The 25,184-nt window shown below is 60.4% G+C and carries 32 protein-coding genes; 27 read left to right on the forward strand and 5 right to left on the reverse strand.

The window, feature by feature from the left end; all coding sequences use genetic code 11:
• The first annotated feature begins 37 nt into the window (after positions 1-37).
• From C6Y56_RS05840 to recX, 22 genes are all read left to right on the forward strand, one after another.
• Complete coding sequence (locus C6Y56_RS05840) at positions 38-385, forward strand: phage tail tube protein (RefSeq protein ID WP_007908779.1); 348 nt, start codon at positions 38-40, stop codon at positions 383-385.
• Positions 382-678: a phage tail assembly protein gene (locus C6Y56_RS05845; RefSeq protein ID WP_003222226.1), complete on the forward strand. Its 297-nt coding sequence runs from the start codon at positions 382-384 to the stop codon at positions 676-678. Before C6Y56_RS05840 ends, C6Y56_RS05845 begins: the two co-directional genes overlap by 4 nt.
• A gap of 130 nt (positions 679-808) precedes the next feature.
• Positions 809-2,704: a phage tail protein gene (locus C6Y56_RS05850; RefSeq protein WP_169429097.1), complete on the forward strand. Its 1,896-nt coding sequence runs from the start codon at positions 809-811 to the stop codon at positions 2,702-2,704.
• Positions 2,691-3,926: a DNA circularization protein gene (locus C6Y56_RS05855; RefSeq protein WP_169429098.1), complete on the forward strand. Its 1,236-nt coding sequence runs from the start codon at positions 2,691-2,693 to the stop codon at positions 3,924-3,926. The genes C6Y56_RS05850 and C6Y56_RS05855 overlap by 14 nt, the downstream gene beginning before the upstream one ends.
• A 3-nt stretch (positions 3,927-3,929) precedes the next feature.
• On the forward strand, positions 3,930-4,973 hold the full coding sequence (locus C6Y56_RS05860; protein ID WP_169429099.1) for a phage baseplate assembly protein: 1,044 nt from the start codon (positions 3,930-3,932) through the stop codon (positions 4,971-4,973).
• 157 nt (positions 4,974-5,130) lie between these two features.
• Positions 5,131-5,640 (forward strand): phage baseplate assembly protein V, encoded by a 510-nt coding sequence (locus C6Y56_RS05865; protein WP_169429100.1) that lies wholly within the window; start codon positions 5,131-5,133, stop codon positions 5,638-5,640.
• Positions 5,640-6,038 carry a phage GP46 family protein gene (locus C6Y56_RS05870; protein WP_169429101.1) on the forward strand — a complete coding sequence of 133 codons (399 nt, stop codon included), beginning with the start codon at positions 5,640-5,642 and terminating at the stop codon, positions 6,036-6,038. Before C6Y56_RS05865 ends, C6Y56_RS05870 begins: the two co-directional genes overlap by 1 nt.
• Complete coding sequence (locus C6Y56_RS05875; RefSeq protein WP_169429102.1) at positions 6,028-7,074, forward strand: baseplate J/gp47 family protein; 1,047 nt, start codon at positions 6,028-6,030, stop codon at positions 7,072-7,074. The genes C6Y56_RS05870 and C6Y56_RS05875 overlap by 11 nt, the downstream gene beginning before the upstream one ends.
• Complete coding sequence (locus tag C6Y56_RS05880; RefSeq protein WP_169429103.1) at positions 7,062-7,661, forward strand: YmfQ family protein; 600 nt, start codon at positions 7,062-7,064, stop codon at positions 7,659-7,661. Before C6Y56_RS05875 ends, C6Y56_RS05880 begins: the two co-directional genes overlap by 13 nt.
• An 11-nt stretch (positions 7,662-7,672) precedes the next feature.
• A complete protein-coding gene (locus C6Y56_RS05885) occupies positions 7,673-8,824 on the forward strand; it encodes a phage tail protein (RefSeq protein ID WP_169429104.1) in 1,152 nt (383 codons plus the stop codon).
• Positions 8,821-9,336 (forward strand): phage tail protein, encoded by a 516-nt coding sequence (locus C6Y56_RS05890; protein ID WP_169429105.1) that lies wholly within the window; start codon positions 8,821-8,823, stop codon positions 9,334-9,336. Before C6Y56_RS05885 ends, C6Y56_RS05890 begins: the two co-directional genes overlap by 4 nt.
• 129 nt (positions 9,337-9,465) lie before the next feature.
• Positions 9,466-10,557, forward strand: a complete 1,092-nt coding sequence (locus C6Y56_RS05895) for a phage tail protein (RefSeq protein WP_169429106.1) — start codon at positions 9,466-9,468, stop codon at positions 10,555-10,557.
• Positions 10,558-10,567: 10 nt separating this feature from the next.
• Entirely contained in the window at positions 10,568-11,134 is a 567-nt protein-coding gene (locus C6Y56_RS05900) for a tail fiber assembly protein (protein WP_169429107.1), read from the forward strand.
• A 230-nt stretch (positions 11,135-11,364) separates the two neighbouring features.
• Complete coding sequence (locus tag C6Y56_RS05905) at positions 11,365-12,105, forward strand: gp53-like domain-containing protein (RefSeq protein ID WP_169429108.1); 741 nt, start codon at positions 11,365-11,367, stop codon at positions 12,103-12,105.
• A gap of 2 nt (positions 12,106-12,107) precedes the next feature.
• A complete protein-coding gene (locus C6Y56_RS05910) occupies positions 12,108-12,539 on the forward strand; it encodes a phage tail assembly chaperone (RefSeq protein ID WP_169429109.1) in 432 nt (143 codons plus the stop codon).
• Between the two features lie 46 nt (positions 12,540-12,585).
• On the forward strand, positions 12,586-13,785 hold the full coding sequence (locus tag C6Y56_RS05915) for a carbohydrate-binding protein CenC (RefSeq protein ID WP_169429110.1): 1,200 nt from the start codon (positions 12,586-12,588) through the stop codon (positions 13,783-13,785).
• An 8-nt stretch (positions 13,786-13,793) separates the two neighbouring features.
• On the forward strand, positions 13,794-14,012 hold the full coding sequence (locus C6Y56_RS05920) for a hypothetical protein (RefSeq protein WP_169429111.1): 219 nt from the start codon (positions 13,794-13,796) through the stop codon (positions 14,010-14,012).
• Between the two features lie 33 nt (positions 14,013-14,045).
• Positions 14,046-14,609, forward strand: a complete 564-nt coding sequence (locus C6Y56_RS05925; RefSeq protein ID WP_169429112.1) for a glycoside hydrolase family 19 protein — start codon at positions 14,046-14,048, stop codon at positions 14,607-14,609.
• On the forward strand, positions 14,591-15,121 hold the full coding sequence (locus C6Y56_RS05930) for a lysis system i-spanin subunit Rz (RefSeq protein WP_169429113.1): 531 nt from the start codon (positions 14,591-14,593) through the stop codon (positions 15,119-15,121). The genes C6Y56_RS05925 and C6Y56_RS05930 overlap by 19 nt, the downstream gene beginning before the upstream one ends.
• Before the next feature lie 68 nt (positions 15,122-15,189).
• Entirely contained in the window at positions 15,190-15,690 is a 501-nt protein-coding gene (locus C6Y56_RS05935; RefSeq protein ID WP_085729865.1) for a CinA family protein, read from the forward strand.
• 83 nt (positions 15,691-15,773) lie between these two features.
• Positions 15,774-16,832 carry a recombinase RecA gene (gene recA, locus C6Y56_RS05940; RefSeq protein WP_003222269.1) on the forward strand — a complete coding sequence of 353 codons (1,059 nt, stop codon included), beginning with the start codon at positions 15,774-15,776 and terminating at the stop codon, positions 16,830-16,832.
• A gap of 8 nt (positions 16,833-16,840) precedes the next feature.
• On the forward strand, positions 16,841-17,311 hold the full coding sequence (gene recX / locus C6Y56_RS05945) for a recombination regulator RecX (protein WP_096819568.1): 471 nt from the start codon (positions 16,841-16,843) through the stop codon (positions 17,309-17,311).
• A gap of 56 nt (positions 17,312-17,367) precedes the next feature.
• On the opposite strand, the gene C6Y56_RS05950 is transcribed toward recX, so the two are convergent.
• Positions 17,368-18,486, reverse strand: a complete 1,119-nt coding sequence (locus C6Y56_RS05950) for a TIGR00730 family Rossman fold protein (RefSeq protein WP_169429114.1) — start codon at positions 18,484-18,486, stop codon at positions 17,368-17,370.
• A 355-nt stretch (positions 18,487-18,841) separates the two neighbouring features.
• Between C6Y56_RS05950 and C6Y56_RS05955 the strand changes: the two genes are divergently transcribed.
• Complete coding sequence (locus C6Y56_RS05955; protein WP_085712901.1) at positions 18,842-19,036, forward strand: hypothetical protein; 195 nt, start codon at positions 18,842-18,844, stop codon at positions 19,034-19,036.
• Here the strand turns inward: C6Y56_RS05955 and C6Y56_RS05960 are convergent, their stop codons facing one another.
• Entirely contained in the window at positions 19,037-19,462 is a 426-nt protein-coding gene (locus C6Y56_RS05960) for a PA3611 family quorum-sensing-regulated virulence factor (RefSeq protein WP_169429115.1), read from the reverse strand.
• A gap of 189 nt (positions 19,463-19,651) precedes the next feature.
• Between C6Y56_RS05960 and C6Y56_RS05965 the strand changes: the two genes are divergently transcribed.
• From C6Y56_RS05965 to C6Y56_RS05975, 3 genes are all read left to right on the forward strand, one after another.
• The gene (locus tag C6Y56_RS05965; protein ID WP_085712903.1) at positions 19,652-20,395 is read left to right on the forward strand and encodes a tRNA-uridine aminocarboxypropyltransferase; all 744 of its coding nucleotides are present in this window, start codon (positions 19,652-19,654) and stop codon (positions 20,393-20,395) included.
• Between the two features lie 229 nt (positions 20,396-20,624).
• Complete coding sequence (erdR, locus tag C6Y56_RS05970; RefSeq protein WP_085647827.1) at positions 20,625-21,275, forward strand: response regulator transcription factor ErdR; 651 nt, start codon at positions 20,625-20,627, stop codon at positions 21,273-21,275.
• Between the two features lie 75 nt (positions 21,276-21,350).
• Complete coding sequence (locus tag C6Y56_RS05975) at positions 21,351-21,713, forward strand: diacylglycerol kinase (RefSeq protein ID WP_003222276.1); 363 nt, start codon at positions 21,351-21,353, stop codon at positions 21,711-21,713.
• On the opposite strand, the gene C6Y56_RS05980 is transcribed toward C6Y56_RS05975, so the two are convergent.
• The gene (locus C6Y56_RS05980; protein ID WP_085729869.1) at positions 21,710-22,636 is read right to left on the reverse strand and encodes a LysR family transcriptional regulator; all 927 of its coding nucleotides are present in this window, start codon (positions 22,634-22,636) and stop codon (positions 21,710-21,712) included. The two genes, C6Y56_RS05975 and C6Y56_RS05980, sit on opposite strands and share 4 nt — an antisense overlap.
• Positions 22,637-22,780: 144 nt before the next feature.
• Here C6Y56_RS05980 and fpr point away from each other — a divergent pair, with 144 nt between their 5' ends.
• A complete protein-coding gene (gene fpr / locus C6Y56_RS05985) occupies positions 22,781-23,560 on the forward strand; it encodes a ferredoxin-NADP reductase (RefSeq protein WP_003222277.1) in 780 nt (259 codons plus the stop codon).
• Between the two features lie 69 nt (positions 23,561-23,629).
• On the opposite strand, the gene tsaA is transcribed toward fpr, so the two are convergent.
• A complete protein-coding gene (gene tsaA, locus C6Y56_RS05990; RefSeq protein ID WP_169429116.1) occupies positions 23,630-24,328 on the reverse strand; it encodes a tRNA (N6-threonylcarbamoyladenosine(37)-N6)-methyltransferase TrmO in 699 nt (232 codons plus the stop codon).
• A 61-nt stretch (positions 24,329-24,389) separates the two neighbouring features.
• On the reverse strand, positions 24,390-25,160 hold the full coding sequence (locus C6Y56_RS05995) for an SDR family oxidoreductase (RefSeq protein ID WP_169429117.1): 771 nt from the start codon (positions 25,158-25,160) through the stop codon (positions 24,390-24,392).
• Between the last annotated feature and the right edge of the window lie 24 nt (positions 25,161-25,184).

Below are 25,184 nucleotides of genomic sequence, written 5' to 3' on the forward strand. Positions count from 1 at the left end.
ACCTCGCGTGGGCTTTTTATTTGAAGGGAGTAACACCATGGGTCAACTGATTGCAGGCACCTGCTACGTCAAGGTCGACGGTGCACAACTGACTATCAACGGCGGCTGCGAAGCCCCGCTGATGGCCGTCAAACGCGAAACCGTCGTACCGGGTTTCTACAAGGAAACCGACATCGCGCCATCGTTCAAGGTGACCGCGCTGCACACCGCCGACTTCCCGCTGAAGAAGCTGATCGAAGGCACCGACATCACCGTCACCTGCGAATTCAGCAACGGCAAAGTCTACGTGCTGGCCGGTGCGTACCTGGTCGAAGAGCCAGTCTCCAAGGGCGATGACGCCACCATCGAACTGAAATTCGAAGGCATCAAGGGGACCTGGCAATGAGCGGCGCCGTGAAGCTTCAAGTTGCGATCGAAGCTCACGGCGAGCCCCTGACCGAACTCGTCCTGCGCCGTCCGACGGTGCAGGAGGTGCGAGCGATCAAGGCGCTGCCGTACAAGATCGACAAGAGCGAAGAGGTCAGCCTCGACATGGACGTGGCGGCCAAATACATCGCCGTGTGCGCCGGCATTCCGCCGTCGTCGGTCAACCAGCTCGATCTGGCTGACCTCAACGCGCTGAGCTGGGCCGTTGCGAGTTTTTTCATGAGTGCGGCGTCGGAGCCATCACCGACCTGATTTCGGTCGCCTATGACCTGGCCTGGTTCTGGAAGGTTGACCCCGAACAGATGATGGCCAGGCCACTGGATGTGCTTCGCGAATCGCTGGAGCACGCGCAACGGATCAATGCGATGCAGCAGGTGCAGTGATGGCAGAAGAAACCAAAGCTAAAGCGTCGGTGCTGCTTACTGGCATCGACGAACTGTCACCCAAACTCGGCGCCCTGCGAGTGAAGGTCGATGACTTCAAGAAAAACCTCGAACAGACCGGCCTCGGCAAACTGGACATAAGCGGTCTGTTCAAGGGCGGCAGCGTGATTACGCCGTTCGTGGACGGCATCAAATCGGCTGCGGCGTTTCAGGGCAAGCTTGCCGAGGTCGGCGAGGCGGCGAAAACCGTCGACCTGCCGGAAACACCGAAAGCCGCCGCGCAGAACATGAATGTGTTCAGCGCATCCATGGAGAAGGTGTCCGCTGCAGTGGACGCCGCACTGGTGCCGGCGGTGGGCGCATTGGTGGTCGGGCTGGAGCCGATGCTGACCCAGGTCGGCAGCCTGCTGGCCGACAACCCGAAGCTGGTCGAAGGGCTGGCAGCGGGGGCGATTGCGTTTTCCGCCATGCAGACCGCCGTCACCGGTATGACTCAGGTGATGGACGTCATGAGCATGGTGCTCAAGACCAACCCGATCATGCTGATCGCCATGGGCATTGCCGTGGCGGCCGGTCTGATCGTGGCCAACTGGACACCCATTTCCGCGTTCTTCACCGGATTGTGGGAGGGCGTGAAAAACGCCGGGGCCAGTGCAATGGCGACGTTGCGCTCGGTGCTCGACTGGCGGCCGCTGGAGGCACTGGCGGCGTTGTGGGAGCCGGTCACGGGGTTCTTCTCGGGAATCTGGGACAAGGTCAAGGTCGTGACCGCGCCGGTGATCGACTTCTTCAAGTCGGTTTTCTCGTGGTCGCCCGCAGGCATGATCCTGGAAAACTGGGGGCCGTTGACCGGTCTTTTTTCGGCGATCTGGGAGCTGCTCAAGGCCTTGAGTGTGCCGATGATGGCGTTCCTCAGAAACCTGTTCGACTTCTCGCCGATGCAGATGATCAACAGTGCATGGGGCGGTGTTGTCAGGTTCTTCGAACCGATGTTCAGCGGCCTGCGAAAAGCCGCGCAAACGGCGAAAGAGTTCCTGGTGTCGTTGTTCGACTTCTCGCCGATGCAGATGATCACCAGTGCGTGGGGCGGTGTTGTCGCGTACTTCCAGCCGGTGTGGACGACGCTGCAATCGGCCGTGCAAAGCACCCGGGATACGTTGCGGGCACTGTTCGATTTTTTCCCGATGGAAATTATCACCAGCGCCTGGGGTGGTGTCGTTGGATTCTTCGAACCGATCTGGACGGCACTGCAAACGTCAGTGCAACAGGTCAAAGGTTTTTTCACCGGTCTGTTCGAGTGGTCGCCGCTGGAGCAGATTGCGCAGTATTGGCAGCCGATCGGTGAGGTTTTCTCGGCGCTGTGGGGTGTTGTGCTGGCGCTGTCCGCGCCGGTCGTGGACTTTTTGCACGGCCTGTTCGAATGGAAACCCCTGGATCAGATCATCGAGAGCTGGGGGCCGATTGTCGGGTGGTTCGGCGAGTTGTGGCAAAAGCTGCAAACCGTCATCGCGCCGATCAAGGAGTTGTTCGACGGCGGCTTCGCCGGGCTGATCGCCAAGGTCACCGGCAAGGTCGAAACCCTGACCCAGGCGCAGCGCCAGACCAATGCCGAAGGCAAGGGTGAACTGGCGCCGGCATTCTTCGGTGCCAGCTCGAAACCCGAGGGCGGCAGTGCGTTGCAGGGCGGTTCGTTGCCGCAATCCTCCAGCGCCCTGATCCAGCAAAGCGCCGCCAACAACCGCACGCAACTCGAAGGCGGCCTGACGGTGCGCTTCGAAAACGCGCCGGCGGGGCTGCGCACTGATCAACCGCAAACCAATCAACCGGGGCTGGCGCTCAGTTCGCGCATCGGCTATCGCTCGCTATCGGCAGGAGGTTCCAATGAACTGGCGTGACCGTTTGTTGCCGGCATCCTTTCGCGGTGTCGGTTTCTGGATCGACCAGGCGAAAACCCCGGTCGGTCGCAAGGGGCAGTTGCACGAATACCCGCAACGGGACTTGCCGTTCTTCGAGGATCTCGGCCAGCAGGCCAAGACCCACGATCTGACGGCGTTCATCATCGGTGCCGATTGCCTGGAGCAGCGCGACAAGCTGCTCCAGGCTCTGGAGCAGGGCAGCGGCGAACTGGTGCATCCGTGGCTGGGCCGCCTGCAGGTCAAGGTCGGCGAATGCGACATGACCCACACTCGCCAGGACGGCGGGATGGTGACCTTCACCCTGAAGTTCTACCCGGACCGACCGCTGCCGTTTCCGACGGCGACGGTCAGCACGCAAAAAGTCCTGTTGATCAAGGCCGACGGTTTGCTCGGTTCGGCGGTGGCGCGCTTCGAACAGGCCATGACCCTGATCAAGGCGGCGCGGATCGGCATCGCCAATCTGCGCAACAGCCTTACCGGCGTGTACGACGTGATCAAGGAGCAGCTCAAGCCGCTGATCGCGCAGTACAAGCAGATCACCGAACTGGTCAGGGCCGTCAAGGAGCTGCCCAAGGAAGTGGCAGCGGAGTTCAAGGGCTTGCTTGGCGATATCAAGGAGCTGAAGGCATTCGCGAAGGAGGGCTACCGTGGCGTGATTGCCGACGTGTCCCAACAGATCGAAGCCATCCGCAAGGCCGACGCCCCGAAAATCACCACCGGCAAGGACACCACCGCTGCAGCGCAGGCCCTGGCCAATCTGGTGCAGGACACCCTGATCGTCAAAGCGGCGCAATGGGTAGCCTCGATGCCGGTGGCGTCGACACCGGTGAAACTGTCGTCGACGCCTTCGCTGGACCAACAGTCGAAACAGCCGGTCAGCCGTCAGGAAGTGCCGGTCACCGACGATCTGCAAGCGCTGCAAAAAGAGCTGATCGAAGCGCTGCAAAAGGCCCAGGACAAGGCCGATCCCGCGCACTATCAGGCCATCGCCGATGTGAAGGAAGCGCTGATCGCGCACCTCAAGGCTGTGGCATCGTCCGGTGTGCGGCTGGTCAGCAAAACCTTCCAGGAAACCTTCCCGGCGCTGGTCGTGGCCTACAAGCAGTTTGGCGACGCCACTCGGGTGACCGAGGTCATTCAGCGCAATGGTCTGTCTCATCCGAGCTTCTCACCCAACGAAGTCAAGGTTTCCAGGGAGTGAGTCATGAACGAGACTGACAACCGCGTGACGCTGACCGTCAACAGCATGGAATACGGCGGCTGGAAAAGCGTGGAGATCACCGCGGACCTGGAGCGCCAGTTCCGCACCTTCAAACTCGACATCACCTGGCAATGGCCGGGGCAGACCGTGGATCAGCGGATCAAGGCCGGTGACCCCTGTGAAGTGAGGATCGGCCAGGATCTGGTGCTCACCGGTTATGTGTTCAAGGCGCCGATCAGTTATGACGGGCGGCAGATCAGCCTGAGCATCGAAGGCAGTTCCAAAACTCAGGACCTGGTGGATTGTGCGGCCCGAAACATCCCCGGCCAATGGCAGGATCAGTCGCTGTTGAACATCGTCCAGGCCCTGGCCGGGGAATACTCGCAGTTTGTGGTCAACGAAATTCCCGAGACTGCACGTCTGAGCAAACACACGATCGTCCCGGGTGAAACAGTGTTTCAGTCGATCGACCGTCTGCTCTCGCTGTACCGGGTGTTTTCCACCGATGACGCCGAAGGCCGGCTGGTGCTCGCCAAACCCGGCAGCGCTGGCCGCGCCAGCGATGCGCTGGAGCTGGGCAAGAACATTCTTTCGGCCAATGCACCGATGGACTTCAGCCAGGTGTTTTCCGAGTACCGGGTGATCGGTCAGCAAAAGGGCAACGACAAGAAGAGCGGGGCGGCGGTCAGCGAAGTTGAATCGACGGCGACGGACCTGAGCTTCAAGCGCCGGCGCACCACGATCATCAACGAAGGCTCGCAACTGACGTTCGAACTGGCCCAGCAACGGGCACAGTGGGAGAGCGCCACGCGTATGGGCCGGGCGCTGACCACCACGTATCAGGTGCAGGGCTGGCGTCAGTCCAATGGCGATCTGTGGCGTCACAACACGTTGGTGCGGGTCAAGGACCCGGTGCTTGGCTTCGATGAAGACATGCTGATTTCCAAGGTGACGTATTCGCTGTCGGCGCAAGGCTCGGTCACCACATTGCAAGTAGCGCCACCGCATACCTTCGACGCGAACCCGACTCCCCCGAAAAAAACCTGAGCCCAAGTTCTGCAAACACCACCGGACACTGTGGGAGCGGGCTTGCCCGCGAAAGCTGTGGTGGCTGCAACACATCTTTGCCTGAACGACCGCCATCGCGGGCAAGCCCGCTCCCACAGGGTTTGCCAGTGTCTGGCCGAGGTCTAGAGGAAACCCTATGAGCCTACTGACACGCCTGCTGGCGCGCGGCACTGTCGTGCTCGCCAGTTCGGCCTCCAAGCTGCAATCGCTGCAAATGCGCCTCACCGCCGGTGAAGTGAACGACGACATGGAGCACTTCGAACCCTACGGCTTCACCAGCCACCCGCTGGCCGGTGCCGAAGGCGTCGTCACGTTTCTCGGCGGCGACCGTTCCCACGCCATCGCCCTGGTGGTCGCCGACCGCCGTTACCGCCTGCAATCGCTGGCGGCCGGCGAAGTGGCGATCTACACCGACGAAGGCGACAAGATCCACTTCAGGCGCGGGCGGATCATCGACATCGAAACCTCAACTTTGAACATCCGCGCCAGCACCGCCGTGAACTTCGAGACGCCGGTGATCAACCAGACCGGCAAGATCGTTTCCAAAGGCGATCAAGTGGCCGGCGGCATCAGCCAGATCAAGCACGTGCACGTTGGCGTGCAGGCGGGCAGTGGCCAGACCGGCGCGCCGGCGGGAGGTCAGTGATGCTGTTCAGTCAGAACCTTCACGCCGCGCTGACCCGCTCGGTGCTGATCAGCCTGTTCACCTGGCGCCGCGCCGCCGACGACGATGCCCTCGACGACGAGGAGCGTTTCGGCTGGTGGGGCGACACCTTTCCCACCGTGGCTGACGACCGCATCGGCTCGCGGCTGTGGCTGTTGCGCCGGGTCAAGCTGACCCGCCAGACCCAGATGGACGCCGAGTTCTATGCCCGCGAAGCCTTGCAATGGCTGATCGACGACGGCCACTGCAGCGCCATCGACATCATCAGCGAACGCCTCGACGCCCAGCGCCTGAACCTGCGCACGGTCCTGACCCTGGCCGACGGCGAGCGCCTGGACATCAACCCCGATAACAGTTGGCAGGTGATTTATGCCGTTTGAAACCCCTTCGCTGCCGGTGCTGATCAAGCGCACTCAAAGCGACCTGGCCGGCGATTCGCTGCGCCAGTCCGATGCGCAAGTCCTGGCCCGCACCGTCGGTGGTGCGGCTTACGGTCTGTATGGCTACCTTGACTGGATTGCCGAGCAGATCCTGCCCGACACCGCCGACGAATCGACCCTCGAACGCATCGCCGCGCTGCGCTTGAACCAGCCGCGCAAACCGGCGCAAGTCGCTACCGGCAGCGTCAGTTTTACCGCGACCGCGGGCGCTGTGCTGGACGTTGATACGCTGCTGCAATCGAGCGATGGCCGTACCTACAGAGTCACCACCGCGCGCACTACCGTCAATGGCAGCAACACCACCACGATTGCAGCGCTGGATGCCGGCAGTCTCGGTAATGCCGAGGCCGGACTGGCGCTGACTCCGGTGCAGCCGGTTACCGGTGTGGTCGGCAACAGCTTTGTCGTGCTGGCGCCGGGCCTCAGCGGCGGCGTGGCGCGGGAAAGTCTGGAGTCGCTGCGTTCGCGGGTGATCCGGTCCTATCGCGTCATTCCTCACGGCGGTTCGGCCAGCGACTATGAAACCTGGGCACTGGAAGTGCCGGGCGTGACACGGGCCTGGTGCCGGGGCGGCCAGCTCGGGCCGGGTACGGTGACGGTGTTCATCATGCGTGATGAAGATCCGCAACCGGTGCCCAACGATGAGCAGTTGGCGGAAGTTCAGGATTACATCGAACCGCTGCGTCCGGTGACGGCGCAAGTGAATGTGCAGCGACCGATTCAAGTGCCGGTGGTGTACAGCTTCAAGAGTGTCAACCCGGACACCACCGCCGTGCGCGCTGCCATCGAATCGCAACTGCGTGACCTGCACAACCGTGAAGCCGACCTGGGTGTGCCGTTGCTGATCAGCCATATCCGCGAAGCCATCAGCAGCGCCGGTGGTGAGTACGATCACACCTTGACCGCGCCGGCCGCTGACGTGCCTGCCGGTAAAAGCGAGTTGCTCACCTTCGGAGGTTGCGTATGGGGGGCATAAGATCCGCTGCGCAATATCAGGCGCAGCTTCGCGCATTGCTGCCCAGTGGCCCGGCATGGGATCCGGAGCGGGTGCCGGAGCTTGAGCAAGTGCTGCAAGGCGTCGCCGTCGAACTGGCACGCCTCGATGCCCGCGCCGCCGACCTGCTCAACGAGATGGACCCGGCCGGCGTCAGCGAACTGGTGCCGGACTGGGAACAGGTGATGAACCTGCCCGACCCGTGCCTCGGCGCCACGCCGCTGTTCGACGACCGTCGCCTCGCTGTGCGCCGCCGCTTGCTGGCGGTCGGCAGCCAGGCCGTCGGCTACTACCTGGAAATCGCCAAAAGCCAGGGTTATCCCAATGCCACCATCACCGAACTCGAAGCCCCGCGCATGGGCCGTTCGCGCTTCGGTGCGGCGCACTGGGGCACTTGGGAGGCGCAGTTCATGTGGACGCTCAACACCGGCGGCCGCCTGCTGCTCGGCCGGCGTTTCGGCGCGAGCTATTGGGGCGAGCGCTTTGGCGTGAATCCGGGCTCGGCGCTGGAATGCCTGATCCATCGGGCGGCGCCGGCGCACACCAGGGTGCACATCAATTATGACTAGGGAATAACGCAATGGATTATCCGAAGAGTGTGCCCAGCGCCGGTTTGGTGAATGGGAAGTTTATCGATGAAAACCCGCTGACCGGGACACCGGGATCGCTGATCCCCGCTGACTGGGGCAACGGCGTCACGCAAGAAATCATCAATGTGATCAAGGCCGGGGATCTGACCCCGGACGAGAAGAAATACGATCAGTTGTTGCAGGCGATTCAGACGGTGACGGCCAAGGGCTGGAATCAGGACCTGGCGTTGCCATTGGCAGCGTTGCCGTTGCCGACCGTGGCCACGTCGGATGCCCGGATGCCGATCACGCCGGCTGCGGCCTCGACCAGTGGTGGGCGGGTGTCGGTGCCGGCGGGTGTTTACGTCAGCATCGGTCAGGAAGTGGTGGCGGGGCAGTTGGGACGTTCGCGTACGTTCACCACTCAGGCCTGGAGCAGCGCCGATCTGTTGCCGAGTTCGGGTTACTTTCTGCGGGCGCAAGTGGTGGGTGGTGCGCTGACGTTCTACATGCAGCGCGGGACGATCTATGACGCCAGCCCTGATGGCTTGAAGGGGACGGTCAATGGTGCGGCGGGGGGTGGTTTCCAGTCGACACCGCTGGATATCTGTCTGGCGTGGGTGGTGACAGCAGGACCTGGATCGGTGCCGATTGTCAGGCCAATCTACAACCGCAACCGGTTGAGCTGGACGCAGGTCGTCAATGGCAATGGTGTTGTCTATCTGCCGCTCGATCCTCATGCACGTGCGGCGCGTCTGGTGGTCGGCAACCCGACTCCGCACCCGACAGGCATCACCAGCGTGTCGTTTGCACCGGGAGGCTGGTTGGGGGGCAACTACTGCTACCTGAACCCGACTGTCGCAACCTCCAACAACTGGGACGGTTGGTCTACGGCAGGTGCGGCGGCGCTGATCTTCTCCAGTAACGTGGTCAGCGATACCACTGTTTCGACATTGACCGCCAGTTTTGACCACGCCGAATTGCGCTCGCTGTGGCAGGTCTATCAGGCCGAACACACGCTGGGTGCGGGCACCGCGGCCAGTGACGAATTGCTGTTCAGCATGGGCCTCAAGAGTTTCGCTCAAACCGACTATTCCAATGGTATTGCGATCAACTTTACCGCTGCTGTGAATGTCAATTTAGCCTGGGAGTTGATCCGATGATCATCATTCAAGAACTGCATCAGTTCGAGGACGGTTTGCGCCTTGCACAACCTTCCGCGGCTCATGATTGGGACGGCGAGCAGTGGGTCGTCAATGCCGAGAAGGTAGCGCTGCTGGATCAGCAGGAAATCGAACGCCTTTGCGCCAATGTCGATGCCGCCGCCGACAGCGCGCGCACCGCACTGGCGGGTGATCCACTCAAAGCCCTGGAATACGCCCAGGCCGCCATCGACGCTCAGGCCTTCCAGGACGCCGGCTACCCGAAAAAGGAAGTGCCGCTGTCCGTTGCTGCCTGGGTTGCCAAGGGCCGGTCGGCCAAACAGTCGGCCGAGCAGATCCTCGACAAGGCTGCCCAACTCAGCGAGAACCTTCTGACCCTGCGCACCTTGCGCCTGAAAGCCAAGAGCCAGATACGTGCGTACGCGGGCAAGAGCCAGATGGATCAGGCTCGCACTGCCGCCGATGAAGCGCTGCAGGCCATTCATCAACTGACGGCCAACCCGGCCCCGTAATCGCCATTCGCTTCACCCAAGCCCACTTCATTGTGGGCTTTTTATTTTCAGGAACAGAAACGCTAGCGCCGTTGCGAAAGTCTTCGTGCCGCCACGTTTCATTTGTCATGACAGAGGAACGAATATCCCATGGATTATCCAAAAAGCGTCCCCAGCGTCGGCCTGGTCGATGGCCGCTTCGTCGATGAAAACCCGGTGGCGGGAACGCCCGGTTCGTTGATTCCGGCGGTGTGGGGCAACAGCGTTACACAAGAAATTCTCAACGTGATTACCGGCGCCGGGCTGGCAGCCGCCGAGACCGATACAGCTCAGTTGTACAAGGCGATTCAGTCGATCGTCGGCAACACCAGTCCGATGCGATCAGTCATTACACGATTGGCGGCTTCCAAAACATTGTCCGCGCAAGAGCTCGGCCTGTTGCTGATTGACGGCAGTCCCGGAGCCTTGACCCTTTTGTTGCCTCCCGCCGACGTCGCTCTTGGCGTGCGTGACGTGATTGTTCGTCGCGTGGACAACAGCGGAAACCGTATGGTCATCCAGGCCTCCGGCACTGACCGCATACGCTTTCACACCCATCTCTCGCCGAGTGGTTATCCATTCTTCGTATTGATGGGCGGCGGTGACTGGTGGCATTTGCGCAGCGACGGTGCTGGCAGTTGGTGGCCTGTGGGGCGCTTCGACAACACGCCACTGGGGCGGCCGTTTTTTGAAACCACCATCGTGCTCAGTCCTGGTGGATATGGTGCGCTGAACGGCACGCTGATGAATCGTGCCGAATGGCCTTGGCTTTGGGACCACGCGCAGCGCTCCGGAATGCTCAATACCGAAGCCACCCGCGTGGGCAACGAGGGCAACTGGACGCCGGGTGATGGTGCTCTGACATTTCGAGGCCCGGAGTTGCGTGGCGAGTTCCTGCGCGTACTGGACGAAGGCCGCAACGTCGACTCGGGCCGCATGATGGGCAGCAACCAGGCGGGTACGGTGCACTCGTATGCCATGGGGGCTCAGGGCGGGGGAGCCATTGGCTCACGTTGGTCTGACAGTCTGGCGGCGGTCGGCGCGCAGACTCACGAAACGAAAACCTACTCCACGCCTACCAACGGAGGCCCGATCTACCCTGCCGGCACCAGCTATCAGATGGATACGGCCAACACGCTTTTGTATTCCTTCTCATCCCGTCCCCGCAACGTTGCCTATCCCGGCCGCATGAAAGTCATCTGAGGTTTTTTCAATGTTCAATTATCTGGTCGATGACGCTGGCGCCCTTGTGGGGCCGGTGGAGTTTTTCGTGACGCCCGGAATCGGCGTTCAATTACCAGCCAATGCCGTTCAACTGGCTTACGAGTTGCCGGCGGCAGAGCAGGGGCGCACGTGGGCGATGTCCAACGGCGTTCCGCGTGAACTGATTGATCTGCGCGGCATCGTGTACCGCAAGGACAACGGTGCCCAGCAGACCTGGAGCGAATTGGGTGCGCTGACGGATGAGTTCACCGCGCAACCTTGCCCGGACGAGTTTCATGTCTGGCAGGACAACGGGTGGGTGCTCGATGAGCAACGACACCGGTCGGATCTCACTACCAAAGTCCTCAATCAACGCGACACGCTGCTGCGCGACGCCGTCCTGCGCATCGCCCCCCTGCAATACGCCGAAGACATCGGCGATGCCAGCCACGAAGAGCAACTGCAATTGCTCGAATGGAAGCTCTACAGCGTGGAGCTGAACCGCATCGAAAAACAGGCCGGCTTTCCCGGCGAAGTCACTTGGCCGACGGTGCCCGGCGCAAGCGTAACCAACTGATTGCAGCACAGGGAACAGCATCTACGCGATCGACCAACTCTTCGCGCCTGAGTTTGTCGCGGCGATGGTTCCGGTGCCCGAGGGCGTCAACGTTGAAATCGGTGAGCCAATGATCCTGCCGCGAGCCCGTTTCAGACCTTCGCTGAACGGCCGGCGGAGCCAGCAGGGTTCACGGCAGTTTCTGCCTGACGCAACCGGATGCCGATGTATTCACATTCAGGAGACAGGTAATGGATTATCCAAAAAACATTCCCAGCGCAGGTTTGGTGAATGGCAGGTTTGTTGACGAAAACCCTCTGACCGGAACACCAGGTTCGTTGATTCCGGCGAGTTGGGGAAATGGCGTGACGCAAGAGATTCTTGAAGTCATCAAGAGCGCAGGGACGGCCGCCGATGAAAGTGATAACACTCAGCTCAGGGCGGCAATCGATACGCTGATCTCGAAGAAGCAAAGCGACAGTCTGGCCAGTCAGGAAGACGCTGAGGCGGGGATCAGCAACAACCGGTTGATGACGCCGTTACGAGTGTTTCAATCCATAGCGAAAAAGATGCAACAGGCGACAGAGTCGCTGATGGGGATTGCAAAAGTTGCTTCTCAGGCAGAGGTCAACGCCGGTGTCAGTGACACCTCTGTCGTGACCCCTAAAAAACTCAGGCTCGGGTTCATGGTAAGGCTGGGGGCATCGGGTTACGTCGTTTTCCCCTCGTGGATGGGTGGAGTGATTATCCAGTGGATCACCGGGGGGGCCAGCCAGGCGGGGAATAACGGTTACGGCGATCTGAACCTATGGCCGCTGGTCTTTCCCAACGCACTGTTCCTTGCAGTCGCTACCCATGAAGGCACGGCAGCCGGAACGCAGCTGATCTGGAACAACAACGCGACCGTGAGTCGGCAGGCAGGCATCAATGTTCGTTGTCCTGAATGGCCGTCAGGCTCCATTGCCGCTCGTGTCATCGGAATAGGATATTGAGTATGTATTACTTTTCTCCGGCCACTTCCGGCTTTTATCACTCCGATCTACACGGCACCAACATCCCCGCGGACGCGTTTGAATTAAGCGAAGGCGAGTATTGCGCGCTGGTCTCGAACGCTCCAAAAGGAACCGTGCTTGGCCTGACTGCCAACGGACGCCCGGAACGGGTGCTACTGGCTGAACAAACTCTTGATGCCACAGAACGGGCCTGGCGAGACAAGGTATTGGATCGCACTCAGTGGCTGGTTCTTCGCGATGCCGAAGAGCTGGAAATCGGCGAGGGCACCACACTGCGCGCCGAAGAATTCAAACAACTGCTCGCCTACCGACAGGACCTGCGCGACTGGCCCAATGATCCGGAGTTTCCGGATGCGCGTTCGCGTCCGCTAGAACCGGATTGGCTGGAAGGTGTGCTGCGAGCAAACAACTGAGCGGATTGCCCGATGCGGCAACACCGGACTATCAAGGAAAATCATTATGGACTACCCAAAAAGTGTCCCGGGGTCAGGTCTGGTCGACGGCAGATTCGTCGACGAAGACGCGATCGCCGGCACCCCTGGATCGTTGATACCTGCGAGCTGGGGCAACAGCGTTACTCAGGAAATTCTCGGCGCGATTACCGCCGCAGGCCTTAAGCCTGACGAGCAGCAGACCGATCAATTGGCGCAGGCGATTCGTCAATTGGCAAAGCCCGATCCGCTGCAACAATTTCCGGTGCAGGTGTATCGCCGGAACGTTCTGATCAATGGCGGGTTTGATATCTGGCAACGCGGTCCAACCAACCTCGGGCCAAACATTGGCGGCTATGTGGCTGATCGTTTTCGTTGCGACTGGAATGGCAGTGCAGGAGTCGCCATATCTCAGCAGGGTTTTGCACCCGGTCAAACGGAAGTCGCCGACGAGCCGCGGTTTTTCCTGCGGTGGCAACAAACCCAGGCGGGAGCCGGAGCCACCGTACACAGAATCTCCCAAGCTATTGAGTCGGTACGAACCCTGGCAGGTAAAAACGCCACCGTTACATTCTGGGCCCGGTCCGATGCTGCCCGGCCATTAAGAGTGTCGGTTACTCAGAACTTCGGTTCTGCAGGCTCCGAATCTGTTGAAAGAACCATCGATGTTTTCCAGTTGGGCACATCGTGGAAGAAGTACAGCGCAACGTTTCAAGTCTCGGGCATTGCCGGGAAAATGCTGGGCGCCAGCAACTTTCTGAGGCTTGCGTTTGACCTGCCTTTGAATGTGCTGCAGACCGTGGATCTGGCGCAGATCCAAATGGAGGAAGGACCGGTATCCACACCTTTCGAGTATCGTCCAGTGGCTGAAGAGTTGATGCTTTGCCAGCGTTACTTCGAGAAGTCCTTTGCCACTTCGTTGCCGGTACGGGCGAACAATGGCTCTAGCACCTGCATTTCAACGTTCACGCAAGCGGCGCCTGCCAATAGCGGTCAGTTCGCGATGACGACAGGCATGTTGGTGCAAAAGAGGGTGTTACCTACCGTCGTCATGTATTGCCCTGGCAATACCAGCAATCAGGTGTGGAATCAGGCCGTGGGGCCATGTACCGGCAGTATTGTGCAGGGATTGACGGAGCGTGCCATTTCGTTTGCCACCGTTACCCCGGTCGGCAGCTTGCCCGGTCAGACCTTGCAGATCGAATGGACTGCCGACGCCGAATTTTAGGAGAAACCATGAGTTATCAATTGACCGCCAACGGCGTTCTTCGTCTGAGCGACCTGGCATATGTTCCACAGGATCCTGCCAATCGGGATTGGCTGGAATATCAAGCGTGGCTGTTGTCCGGTGGCCAGGTGTTGCCCTCGAATGAAGCATTTGAGGAGTCTGCACCGAACAGCACCCTGACAACTCTGGCAAAAAAATGGCTGGGGGGCGTTGGTCGCCAACCGTGATTCAATCGGCGTATCCAGGGAGGATCGAGCATTATGCAAATTACTGAAGACAACCTACTCACCATCATGCCCAACGCCCGCCGCCAAGCGGGCGTTTTTGTTTCTGCACTCAACGATGCCATGGCTCGCCATCGTATCGACACGCCCAAGCGCGTGGCGGCGTTTCTCGCGCAAATCGGACACGAGTCGGGGCAGTTGCAGTACGTGCGCGAGCTGGGTAACAACCAATACCTGAGCAAGTACGACACCGGTACGCTGGCCTTGCGTCTGGGCAACACGCCCGAGGCCGATGGCGACGGGCAGAAGTATCGTGGGCGCGGGCTGATCCAGATCACCGGCCGCACCAACTATCGCCAGTGCAGCCTCGGGCTGTTCGGTGACGAGCGCTTGCTGGCGCTGCCGGAACTGCTGGAACAACCGCAATGGGCGGCCGAATCCGCGGCGTGGTTCTGGGCGCAGAACGGCCTGAACGCGCTGGCCGACCGTGATGAGTTCAACAGCATCACCCGGCGTATCAACGGCGGGTTGAACGGATTGCAGGATCGCCTGGAACTCTGGGGGCGGGCGAGGGCGGTGTTATGCCTGCCTTCGGTCTGAGCGTCTGGCGGCTAGTGGGCATGGTGCTGCTGGCCGCAGGTTCGGCGGCGCTGGCCTGGCAGTTTCAGGACTGGCGCTACGGCCGCCAACTGGCCGAGCAGGCCTGGCAGCATGCCGAAACCCTCAACCAGCTGACTCAGGCTGCCGCCACTGCGCAACAGGCCGAGCAGGACAAGCGCCTGGCCCTGGAGCAACGGCTCGCGGCCAGTGAACAAACCCACTACCGAGCACTGAACGATGCCCAACGTGATCAGGATCGCCTGCGCGATCGTCTTGCCACTGCTGATCTGCGCCTGTCAGTCCTCATCGACGCAGGCGACGCTGCCCAAGGCTGCGGTGTGCCAGCCGCCTCCGGCGCCAGCAGCGTGGATCATGCAGCCGTACGCGCCCGACTTGACCCGGCGCATGCTCGACGAATTGTCGCCATCACCGGCGAAGGCGACCGCGGACTGATTGCCTTGCAGGCCTGTCAGGCCTATATCAGAGCGCTGGCGCCTGCACATTTTGAATAAGCTTGTGTATTGAAAGCGCAACCGGCTCGTGTACGGTGGTACCCATTCCATCCGATCCGGAGCGCGCCGTGAAAGAAATCACTCAACTGGCGGCCGAACTTGGCCGACGTCTGCAGTTGCTCAATGCCCACGTCACTACGGCCGAGTCCTGCACCGGTGGCGGGATTGCCGAAGCCATCACCCGCATTCCGGGGAGTTCGGCGTGGTTCGAGGCCGGCTACGTGACGTACTCCAACCGACAGAAAACCCAGCAACTGAATGTCCCCGCCGAGCTGTTCGGCACGGTGGGTGCCGTGAGTCGCGAAGTGGTCGAAGCCATGGTGCGCGGTGCGCAGAAACACAGCCGAGCGCGTTTTGCCGTAGCGGTCAGCGGTATCGCCGGGCCCGACGGCGGTTCACCGAACAAGCCGGTGGGCACGGTGTGGCTGGCCTGGGGTGTGGGTGATGCGGTTTCCAGCGAGGTTCAGCACTTCCCCGGCAACCGCGATGAAGTCCGCCGACAAACGGTGAAGGCCGCGCTAGAGGGGCTCCTGCGACTAGCGGCACGAGAAATCGAAAATCAGGGGTAGGCGATCCGCGAACGCTGTGGAATAATACTGGCTACTTATACAGGTGTTGGCCGTCAGGCCTTATTGATTACGTGAGGACTTTAATGGACGACAACAAGAAGAAAGCCTTGGCTGCGGCCCTGGGTCAGATCGAACGTCAATTCGGCAAGGGTGCCGTAATGCGTATGGGCGATCAGGATCGTCAGGCGATCCCGGCCATTTCCACCGGCTCTCTGGGTCTGGACATCGCGCTCGGCATCGGCGGCCTGCCAAAAGGTCGTATTGTTGAAATCTACGGTCCTGAATCTTCCGGTAAAACCACACTGACGCTGTCCGTGATTGCCCAGGCTCAAAAAGCCGGCGCGACCTGCGCCTTCGTCGACGCCGAACACGCCCTCGACCCTGAGTACGCCGGCAAGCTGGGCGTCAATGTCGACGACCTGCTGGTTTCCCAGCCGGACACCGGCGAGCAGGCCCTGGAAATCACCGACATGCTGGTGCGCTCCAACGCCGTTGACGTGATCATCGTCGACTCCGTGGCCGCCCTGGTACCGAAGGCTGAAATCGAAGGCGAAATGGGTGACATGCACGTGGGCCTGCAAGCCCGTCTGATGTCCCAGGCGCTGCGTAAAATCACCGGTAACATCAAGAACGCCAACTGCCTGGTAATCTTCATCAACCAGATCCGCATGAAGATCGGCGTGATGTTCGGCAGCCCGGAAACCACCACCGGTGGTAACGCGTTGAAGTTCTACGCCTCGGTTCGTCTCGACATCCGCCGTACCGGCGCGGTGAAGGAAGGCGACGAAGTGGTTGGTAGCGAAACCCGCGTCAAGGTCGTGAAGAACAAGGTTGCTTCGCCGTTCCGTCAGGCCGAGTTCCAGATTCTTTACGGCAAGGGTATCTACCTGAACGGCGAGATGATCGACTTGGGCGTGCTGCACGGTTTCGTCGAGAAGTCCGGCGCCTGGTATGCCTATGAAGGCACCAAGATCGGTCAGGGCAAGGCCAACTCGGCCAAGTTCCTGGCAGACAACCCGGAAGTCGCGGCCAAGCTCGAGAAGCAACTGCGTGACAAGCTGCTGTCGCCAGCCGTGATCGCTGATTCCAAGGCTTCTGCGGTCAAAGAGACCGAAGATGACCTGGCTGACGCTGACATCTGATTGCACCGATGACAACCGCCGTACTCGATACCCTCGTCGCGGTGCGGCGAACTGCCATGGACCTGCTCGCACGCCGCGAGCACGGTCGAGTCGAGCTGACGCGTAAGCTGCGTCAGCGTGGCGCTCCACCCGAGATGATCGAAACAGCCCTCGACCGATTGACGGAAGAAGGCCTGCTTTCCGAAGCCCGTTATCTGGAAAGCTTTGTTTCTTACCGCGCCCGTTCAGGCTATGGCCCGTTGCGGATTCGAGAAGAACTCAGCCAGCGCGGCCTGCAGCGTGCCGATATCGAACTTGCCTTGCGCGAGAGCGGTATCAGTTGGCAGGAACAGCTAACAGACACGTGGCAAAGGAAGTTCTCCGGACAACTTCCCGTCGACGCCAAGGAGCGAGCCAGGCAAGGCCGGTTTCTGGCATACAGGGGGTTCTCAATGGAGATGATCAACCGCTTGTTCAGCGGCAGAGGGATGGACGATTAAAACGATTCAATAAAAAACGGCCCGATATTTCGATAGCGGGCCGTTTTTTTTTGCCTTCAGATTACCTTCGACGGTTCGCGGTTGTGCTGCGTCGTTTGAGGCCTGGACTGGGCCCAGTTTTCCGGCAGGTTGATGAAATCCACCAGCTCACGCAGGCGCCCGTGATCCCGGGCGTTGAAGGCGAAGGCCAGCCGGACCAGATGACTGTATTGCGCCTCGTCGTGTTCCTCGCCACTGTAGGCGTGTTGATGGAACCGGTCACTCAGGCACAGATCGGCAAAGGCTTCCTGCATATGATCAAGGGCCTGATCGCTCAGTTTGTGGTTCATGCGAATGACAAACTGGCGCTTGAGCCAGCGGCTGGAATGGAAGTTGCCGTAGAACTGATTGATCTGTTCCACCGCCTCATCAACGCTGTAGACCAGCCGCATCAGTTTCAGATCGGTTGGCAGGATGTAGCGGTTTTCCTCCAGTTGCTGGCGGATGAAATCCAGTGCTCCTTGCCAGAACGTGCCCCCCGGCACATCCAGCAATACCACCGGCACCAGTGGGCTCTTGCCGGTCTGGATCAGGGTCAGGACTTCCAGTGCTTCATCCAGCGTACCGAAGCCACCGGGGCACAGCACCAACGCGTCGGCTTCTTTGACGAAGAACAGTTTGCGCGTGAAGAAAAAGTGAAACGGCAGCAGATTGCCGGTGCCATTCACGGTGGGATTGGCATGCTGTTCGAAGGGCAGGGTGATGTTGAATCCCAGGCTGTTGTCGCGGCCCGCTCCTTCATGGGCAGCCGCCATGATTCCACCGCCGGCACCGGTAATGACCATCATGTCCGATCTCGTCAGGGCTGCGCCCAGTTCACGGGCCATGGCGTACAGCGGATGCTCGACGGGGGTGCGCGCCGAGCCGAATACGGTGACCTTGCGCCGGCCCCTGAACTGCTCGAGCGTGCGGAACGCCTGCTCCAGCTCCCGCAGGGCTTGCAGGGTGATCTTGGCGTTCCAGCGATTGTGGTCTTCCTGGGCCATGCGCAGCACGGTCAGGATCATGTCGCGGTAGATGGGAATATTCGGACTGTTGGGTGAAACCAGGTTGAGTTGTTCTTCGACCTTGCCGGTGAGGTCGTGGCCGCTTTCCTGAAAATGACGGCTGAGCAGGTCATTCGGTTGGTAAGGCATGCAACTTCTCCTTCTGCACAGAGCCTTCGGCCCTGACGTGCGGCGTCAGTGCCGCGCTGCAAGAAAAAACAAACGCCCGGCAGCTCCTTTCCTGCCGTGAAGTGATCAACGTGAATACTTTGAATCTAGACCCTCGAAGCATTTTTCGCTGCATCCAGCATTGCGCCACAAAGTCTTGCCTGGCAACTGCTTATTGTCGTTTTGCGAAGTGCTTTCACCGCTCGTCCGATGTCGCACCGAGGGCAAAATGCTCTGATTTACTAAGTTAAAGGCGCCGTACGACAACTTTGCGTCAGCGAGCGTACGCAAGGTGCATGCGATTCAAGGATTTGCGGGTGGCAAGGAGGCAGGACACATGACCAGAGTCATTCTGGAGATCGATACACAACTGTATCGAATGTTGAAGGCATCGGCCGAGACCAATCATGTGAGTCTCGAAGAGGAGTGCTGCCGACGTCTTTCGGGAGGGGAGCGCCGCTCGCGCTATCTGCAGGCTTTACTGGCCGAACTGCGCGCCGAGGATGAACAGCGGCGCGCCAATTCGCGATGATTACTTTTTCTTCGCCGGAGCCGCTTTCGGGCAGTCCGATTCCTGATAACTGGCCGAACCGATGGCCCTGTTGGTCTTCACTTCGCTGAAGTCATAACGCATGACGGCCCCTTTGGCCATCAACTTGCGGTACGACGGGTTGTTGCAGACCGAAGCACCCAGCTGGAAATACACGGCCTTGGGATCGGCACGCATCTTGTCGGCATGACTTGCCTGGACGCTCAGGTGGTTGATCAGCGTAGTGCCTTCGACGGTGTAACCCTGATCGAGGATGTCTTCGTTGATCGCCCGTGGCGTGCCGACGCTGCTTTGTGCAGCGACGTTTTGCAGCTCTTTGTTCAGGTTCTGCTCTTTCAGGGACGCAGCCTGTACGCTGAAGGACAACGCCAGCGCGATGGCCGCGGTAGGAACGATAAGGCGCAGCATGAAACTCTCCTGATTCAGTGACTGGTGGTTCGACCAGCCCCGGGGCTGTGCGTTCAGTGGCGGCGAATTATAGGGGAGCCGGTCGGGAGGGTACAGGCTTGTGCTCGTTGCTCTGATAAACTGCCGGCCTTTATTGCCTTGCCGAGAGTTGTTCGTGTCGAGTTTTCCTGTCAGTCGGCGTCGCCCGCAATGAACCATGCCCCCAACGCCGTGGCCCGCCTGCGCGATCAGCGCGAGGACGAGGGAATCAAGCCGATCCAGGCCCGTGGTTTTCGCTCCGAGCGTTGCCGCGACTGCCGGGTAATCATCAGCCATTGCCTGTGCGCCTGGCGCCCGACCGTTGAAACCCGCTCCGGTGTCTGCCTGATCATGACCGGCAAGGAAGTGTTCAAGCCAAGCAACACAGGCTGGTTGATCGCCGACATCGTGCGGGACAATCACGCCTTCATCTGGTCGCGGACCGAACCGGACGAGCAACTGCTGGCGCTGTTGAACGACCCGCAATGGCAGCCGTATCTGGTGTTTCCCGGCGAGTACGTCGAGCCTTCGCGGGTGACCAATACCGTGGATCTCGATAGCAGCAAGCGTCCGCTGTTCATTTTGCTGGACGCGACCTGGACCGAGGCGCGCAAGATCTTCCGCAAGAGCCCGTACTTCGATCGCCTGCCGATCCTCAGTCTGCTGCCCGACAAGCTGTCGCGTTATCGCCTGCGCCGTTCGACCCGCAGCGAGCACCTGTGCACCGCCGAAGTCGCGGCGCTGTGCCTGGAACTGGCGGGTGACACAGATGCCGCCTCGGCGCTGGACGCCTATTTCGATGTGTTCAGCCAGCATTACCTGGGCGCCAAGCAGCAGCTTGAGGTGAATGTATCGACACCGGCCCATGCCGAGTTGCTGCCTTTTATAGCAAACCCGCAGCCGGTGCCGGCCTGATCCTGGCCCATACTGCTAAAGCAGTGGCCGTGTTGCTTGACCACCCCGGCTTCGCTGGGCATGCTTGGCGCCGATTGGGGTACGGCCAAGGTTTGAAACGCCGTTTTTGTCCGTGATTGGCGTTGAACGTGCCCCTGTGGATGCCGCCGCACAAGCGTCGGCATCTTGAGTTGCCTTGGCGAGTCCCGAATGCATCGGGTCTGCCATCAAAAACAGGATCATTTGAAAAATGGCCACATACGACATCCTGATTGCCGACGATCACCCTCTTTTTCGTAGCGCACTGCATCAAGCGGTGACGATGGGCCTTGGTCCGGATGTACGAATGGTGGAAGTGGCGAGCATCGCCGAGCTGGAGGCGCGCCTGACCGAGAAGGCCGACTGGGATCTGGTGCTGCTGGACCTGAACATGCCGGGCGCTTTCGGGTTTTCCGGGCTGGTGATGTTGCGCGGACAGTACCCGCAGATTCCGGTGGTGATGGTCTCGGCGCAGGAAGAAGCTTCGGTGATGGTCAAGTCGCGGGAGTTCGGTGCCAGCGGTTTCATTCCCAAGTCGAGCGACCTGAGCGTGATTCAGGAAGCGGTACGCAAAGTGCTGGATGGCGATGTGTTCTGGCCGCCCCAGGCGTTCGAGGCCGTCAGTGTTTCCGACGAGGCCAAGGCTGCCAGCGATGGCCTGGCGAGCCTTACGCCCCAGCAGTTCCGGGTGCTGACCATGGTCTGCGAAGGCTTGCTCAACAAGCAGATTGCTTATGAGTTGAGCGTGTCGGAAGCGACCATCAAGGCCCACGTCACGGCGATCTTTCGCAAGCTGAACGTGCGGACCCGCACCCAGGCGGCTTTACTCTTGCAACAACTTGAGTCAATTCCGAGCCAGTAATACCAGGCCTCTTCACGCTTTTTTGACTTTCGTTGAACTAGCTTCCCCACTTCTTTTTGGTCGGTTGTGTATTTTATGTCACCTTTCAAGGGCCAGACGGGCCTGAAACGCATCCTCAACGCTTCCGGTTACTCGCTGGACGGCCTGCGCGCAGCCTTCACCGGCGAAGCGGCGTTCCGTCAGCTGGTGCTGCTTAACGTAGTACTGATTCCGCTGACGTTCTTCCTGAATGTCAGCCGTGTCGAGCAGGCGTTGCTGATCGCCGTGTGCCTGCTGGCGCTGATCGTCGAGCTGCTGAATTCCGCAGTGGAGGCGGCTATCGACCGCATTTCCCTGGAACTGCACCCGCTGTCCAAGAATGCCAAGGACATGGGCAGCGCCGCGCAATTCGTGGCACTGAGCATGATTGCCCTGGTGTGGGCGGTGATTCTGCTTTAAGCGATTGTCGGCAGGACGATCTCGTCGCTGCGCTGGACCCCGGCGGTGAAGGCGCGGCACAGATCGAGAAACTCGCGCATGGCGGAGGTCTGGTACTTCTGTTTGTGCCAGATGAAGTAGAACTGCCGCGCCAGATCCAGATCCGGCGTCTCCACCGGTACCAGACTGCCGCGCCGAAAGGCATCACGCAGCGCCAGGCGCGAAATACAGCCAATCCCCAAACCTGATTCCACGGCGCGTTTGATCGCTTCGGTGTGTTCCAGCTCCAGACGAATGTTCAGCGCACTGCGATGGTGACGCATGGCCTGATCGAAAGTCAGGCGGGTGCCGGAGCCTTGTTCGCGCAGAATCCACGCTTCGTGGGTCAACTCCTCCATCGTCGCGCTACCGCGTTTGGCCAGTGGATGCTGCGGGGCGCAGAACACCACCAGTTCATCCTCGACCCAGCTCTGCACTTCGATGTCCGGATGGCTGCAATCGCCTTCGATTAGACCCAGATCAATTTCGTAATGCGCCACCTGTTGCACGATATTGGCAGTGTTCTGCACGTGCAGCTTTACCTGGCTTTCCGGGTGACGCTGCATGAAGCCGCCGATCAACAGGGTGGCCAGGTAATTGCCAATGGTCAGGGTCGCGCCCACCGACAGCGAGCCAAAACCGGATTTGCCGTTGAGCAGGTCCTCGATTTCCTTGGCCTGATCGAGCAGGGCCACCGCTTGCGGCAGCAATTGCTTGCCCAGAGCGTTGAGGCTCAGGCGTTTGCCGGCGCGATCGAACAGCTGGCAGCTGGACTGGCGCTCCAGTTCGGTGATGGAAGTGCTGGCGGCCGATTGCGATAGGTTGAGCAGGCCCGCAGCACGGGACACGCTCTCCTGCTGGGCGACAGCGACGAAGACTTGCAGTTGACGAAGAGTAAATCGCATATCGATATAACCGATAACCCTTATCTTAATAATCCAGTTAACAGATATTGTCGGCGCTATTAGAATGCGATGCAATTGCGCACCGTCGGCATCCTTCAACGTGAGCCGGGCAAGCGCAGATCAATCTCCAGGAGTCCCACGTACATGAGCAACATGAACCACGAGCGTGTCCTCAGTGTTCATCACTGGAACGACACTCTGTTCAGCTTCAAGTGCACCCGCGATCCGGGCCTGCGCTTCGAGAACGGTCAGTTCGTGATGATCGGCCTGCAACAGCCTAACGGCCGCCCGCTTATGCGCGCTTACTCGATCGCCAGCCCGAACTGGGAAGAGCATCTCGAGTTCTTCAGCATCAAGGTGCCTGATGGTCCGCTGACCTCCCAGCTGCAGCACCTGAAGGAAGGCGACGAGATCATCATCTCGAAAAAACCTACCGGCACCCTGGTGCTCGACGACCTGAACCCGGGCAAGCACCTGTACCTGCTGAGCACCGGCACCGGTCTGGCGCCGTTCATGAGCGTGATCCAGGACCCGGAAACCTACGAGCGCTTCGAGAAAGTGATCCTGGTTCACGGTGTTCGTTACGTCAACGAAGTCGCCTACCGCGAATTCATCACCGAGCACCTGCCGCAGAACGAGTTCTTCGGCGAAGCGCTGCGTGACAAGCTGATCTACTACCCGACCGTGACCCGCGAGCCGTTCGAGAACCAGGGCCGTCTGACCGACCTGATGCGCAGCGGCAAGCTGTTCAGCGACATCGGCCTGCCACCGATCAACCCGCAGGACGACCGCGCGATGATCTGCGGCAGCCCGAGCATGCTCGACGAGACCAGCGAAGTGCTCGACAGCTTCGGCCTGAAGATCTCGGCGCGTATGCGCGAGCCGGGTGACTACCTGATCGAGCGTGCATTCGTCGAGAAATAATCCCGACGATGCCGATAGAAAAGCCCGCGTTGCCTGAGAAGGCAGCGCGGGCTTTTTCGTTTCCGCGATTCAGTCAGCGGCGGGAATCACTTCCAGAACGCGGATCTGTTCGGGCGTCGGGTAGTGCCAACGAACGTCCAGATCCCAGAACTGCGCGCCGTATTCGCGTTCGGGCACGGGCGTCTGATACGCCGGACGCGGATCCTGGGCCAGGCATTGCTCGATCAACTCGACCAGCGGCTCGGCCAGGCGCTGAGCGTGCGTGTGCGCCTGTTGCAGCGCCGCGTCCGTCCACTGCACGTCGATCAGTTGCGGCGCGGCACTGGCGATGCTGTTGGAGGCGTCAGCAATGATGTCGGCGTACGGCACGTAGGGTTTGATGTCGAGAATCGGCGTACCGTCCAGTAGATCGATGCCGGAGATGAACAGGCGATTGGCTTCGACCTTGTCCAGTTTCACCACCGACTGACCAATGCCGTTCGGCCGGTGAGTGGCGCGGGTGGCGAACACGCCCATGGATTTGTTGCCACCCAGACGGGGAGGGCGGACCTTCAGTCGCGGCTTTTCCTCCAGCGCCTGATGGAACAGGAACAGCAGCCAGACGTGACTGACCTGCTCCAGCCCCTGCACCGCGTCGCCTTGGTCGAACGGCGCCATCAGTTCCAGCACGCCACGGGCGGCAGGGGCCAGTTGCGGCTGACGCGGGATGGCGAACTTCTCCTTGAAGCAAGAGCGGACGAAGCCGATGGGGGAGACGCTGTAAGTCATGGTCTTGGGTCAAGGCAGGAAACAGGGCGGGCATGATAACCCGGCAGGCCTTGTTGCCGACCTAAAGACTGAACCCGCCATCCAGCGGAATGACATTTCCGGTCATGTAGGCCCCGGCAGTGCTCGCCAGGCTGATCGCCAGCGCTGCCATTTCCTCTTCACGGCCCCAGCGTTTCATCGGGATCAGCGCGGTGTCTTCGGCCAACGCCCGCTGGTCGCTGACGATGTGCCGGGTCATCTTGCTCGGGAAACGCCCCGGCGCGATGACGTTGACGTTGATGTGCTGGCTCACCAGTTCACGGGCGAGGATTCGTGACAATTGATGAAGCGCCGCTTTGCTCGGCCCATAGGCGTAGGCCTGTTCGCCGAAGGAAGAGATGCCGGCCACCGAACCGATGTTGATGATCCGTGCCGGATTCGCCGCCGAGCCCGCCTTGCGCAGCAACGGCAGAAACTGCTGGATGCAACTGAACACCGACGTCACGTTGAGCTGCATGACCTTTTCCCAGCCCTTGACCGGGTAGCTCTCCAGCGGCGCGCCCCAGGTGGTACCGGCGTTGTTCACCAGAATGTCCAGATGAGTGATCTGCTCGCCCAGTCGCGCGGCCAGCTCTTTTACGCCTTCTTCCGTCGCCAGATTCGCCGCCATGCCCCGACAAGTGCCCAGAGCACTGAGTTCTTCAGCGGTTTGATGGCAGGCTTCAGCGTCACGGGAGCAGACGTACACACGGGCGCCGGCCTCGACAAACGCCTTGGCGATCATTTTGCCGATACCACGGGTGCCGCCGGTCACCAGGGCGGTGCGGCCTTGCAGGGAGAAATACGGGTGCATGGCGAATCCTGAGGGCTAGGGTTC

The sequence above is a fragment of the Pseudomonas fluorescens genome, assembly GCF_012974785.1.
Taxonomy (GTDB): Bacteria; Pseudomonadota; Gammaproteobacteria; order Pseudomonadales; family Pseudomonadaceae; genus Aquipseudomonas; species Aquipseudomonas fluorescens_BT.

What these genes read in the sequence shown, in the direction of transcription:
- C6Y56_RS05840 (WP_007908779.1), top strand. Translation starts at nt 38, where the DNA reads ATGGGTCAACTGATTGCAGGCACCTGCTACGTCAAGGTCGACGGTGCA.
- C6Y56_RS05845 (WP_003222226.1), top strand. Translation starts at nt 382, where the DNA reads ATGAGCGGCGCCGTGAAGCTTCAAGTTGCGATCGAAGCTCACGGCGAG.
- C6Y56_RS05850 (WP_169429097.1), top strand. Translation starts at nt 809, where the DNA reads ATGGCAGAAGAAACCAAAGCTAAAGCGTCGGTGCTGCTTACTGGCATC.
- C6Y56_RS05855 (WP_169429098.1), top strand. Translation starts at nt 2,691, where the DNA reads ATGAACTGGCGTGACCGTTTGTTGCCGGCATCCTTTCGCGGTGTCGGT.
- C6Y56_RS05860 (WP_169429099.1), top strand. Translation starts at nt 3,930, where the DNA reads ATGAACGAGACTGACAACCGCGTGACGCTGACCGTCAACAGCATGGAA.
- C6Y56_RS05865 (WP_169429100.1), top strand. Translation starts at nt 5,131, where the DNA reads ATGAGCCTACTGACACGCCTGCTGGCGCGCGGCACTGTCGTGCTCGCC.
- C6Y56_RS05870 (WP_169429101.1), top strand. Translation starts at nt 5,640, where the DNA reads ATGCTGTTCAGTCAGAACCTTCACGCCGCGCTGACCCGCTCGGTGCTG.
- C6Y56_RS05875 (WP_169429102.1), top strand. Translation starts at nt 6,028, where the DNA reads ATGCCGTTTGAAACCCCTTCGCTGCCGGTGCTGATCAAGCGCACTCAA.
- C6Y56_RS05880 (WP_169429103.1), top strand. Translation starts at nt 7,062, where the DNA reads ATGGGGGGCATAAGATCCGCTGCGCAATATCAGGCGCAGCTTCGCGCA.
- C6Y56_RS05885 (WP_169429104.1), top strand. Translation starts at nt 7,673, where the DNA reads ATGGATTATCCGAAGAGTGTGCCCAGCGCCGGTTTGGTGAATGGGAAG.
- C6Y56_RS05890 (WP_169429105.1), top strand. Translation starts at nt 8,821, where the DNA reads ATGATCATCATTCAAGAACTGCATCAGTTCGAGGACGGTTTGCGCCTT.
- C6Y56_RS05895 (WP_169429106.1), top strand. Translation starts at nt 9,466, where the DNA reads ATGGATTATCCAAAAAGCGTCCCCAGCGTCGGCCTGGTCGATGGCCGC.
- C6Y56_RS05900 (WP_169429107.1), top strand. Translation starts at nt 10,568, where the DNA reads ATGTTCAATTATCTGGTCGATGACGCTGGCGCCCTTGTGGGGCCGGTG.
- C6Y56_RS05905 (WP_169429108.1), top strand. Translation starts at nt 11,365, where the DNA reads ATGGATTATCCAAAAAACATTCCCAGCGCAGGTTTGGTGAATGGCAGG.
- C6Y56_RS05910 (WP_169429109.1), top strand. Translation starts at nt 12,108, where the DNA reads ATGTATTACTTTTCTCCGGCCACTTCCGGCTTTTATCACTCCGATCTA.
- C6Y56_RS05915 (WP_169429110.1), top strand. Translation starts at nt 12,586, where the DNA reads ATGGACTACCCAAAAAGTGTCCCGGGGTCAGGTCTGGTCGACGGCAGA.
- C6Y56_RS05920 (WP_169429111.1), top strand. Translation starts at nt 13,794, where the DNA reads ATGAGTTATCAATTGACCGCCAACGGCGTTCTTCGTCTGAGCGACCTG.
- C6Y56_RS05925 (WP_169429112.1), top strand. Translation starts at nt 14,046, where the DNA reads ATGCAAATTACTGAAGACAACCTACTCACCATCATGCCCAACGCCCGC.
- C6Y56_RS05930 (WP_169429113.1), top strand. Translation starts at nt 14,591, where the DNA reads ATGCCTGCCTTCGGTCTGAGCGTCTGGCGGCTAGTGGGCATGGTGCTG.
- recA (WP_003222269.1), top strand. Translation starts at nt 15,774, where the DNA reads ATGGACGACAACAAGAAGAAAGCCTTGGCTGCGGCCCTGGGTCAGATC.
- recX (WP_096819568.1), top strand. Translation starts at nt 16,841, where the DNA reads ATGACAACCGCCGTACTCGATACCCTCGTCGCGGTGCGGCGAACTGCC.
- C6Y56_RS05950 (WP_169429114.1), bottom strand. Translation starts at nt 18,486, where the DNA reads ATGCCTTACCAACCGAATGACCTGCTCAGCCGTCATTTTCAGGAAAGC.
- C6Y56_RS05955 (WP_085712901.1), top strand. Translation starts at nt 18,842, where the DNA reads ATGACCAGAGTCATTCTGGAGATCGATACACAACTGTATCGAATGTTG.
- C6Y56_RS05960 (WP_169429115.1), bottom strand. Translation starts at nt 19,462, where the DNA reads ATGCTGCGCCTTATCGTTCCTACCGCGGCCATCGCGCTGGCGTTGTCC.
- C6Y56_RS05965 (WP_085712903.1), top strand. Translation starts at nt 19,652, where the DNA reads ATGAACCATGCCCCCAACGCCGTGGCCCGCCTGCGCGATCAGCGCGAG.
- erdR (WP_085647827.1), top strand. Translation starts at nt 20,625, where the DNA reads ATGGCCACATACGACATCCTGATTGCCGACGATCACCCTCTTTTTCGT.
- C6Y56_RS05975 (WP_003222276.1), top strand. Translation starts at nt 21,351, where the DNA reads ATGTCACCTTTCAAGGGCCAGACGGGCCTGAAACGCATCCTCAACGCT.
- C6Y56_RS05980 (WP_085729869.1), bottom strand. Translation starts at nt 22,636, where the DNA reads ATGCGATTTACTCTTCGTCAACTGCAAGTCTTCGTCGCTGTCGCCCAG.
- fpr (WP_003222277.1), top strand. Translation starts at nt 22,781, where the DNA reads ATGAGCAACATGAACCACGAGCGTGTCCTCAGTGTTCATCACTGGAAC.
- tsaA (WP_169429116.1), bottom strand. Translation starts at nt 24,328, where the DNA reads ATGACTTACAGCGTCTCCCCCATCGGCTTCGTCCGCTCTTGCTTCAAG.
- C6Y56_RS05995 (WP_169429117.1), bottom strand. Translation starts at nt 25,160, where the DNA reads ATGCACCCGTATTTCTCCCTGCAAGGCCGCACCGCCCTGGTGACCGGC.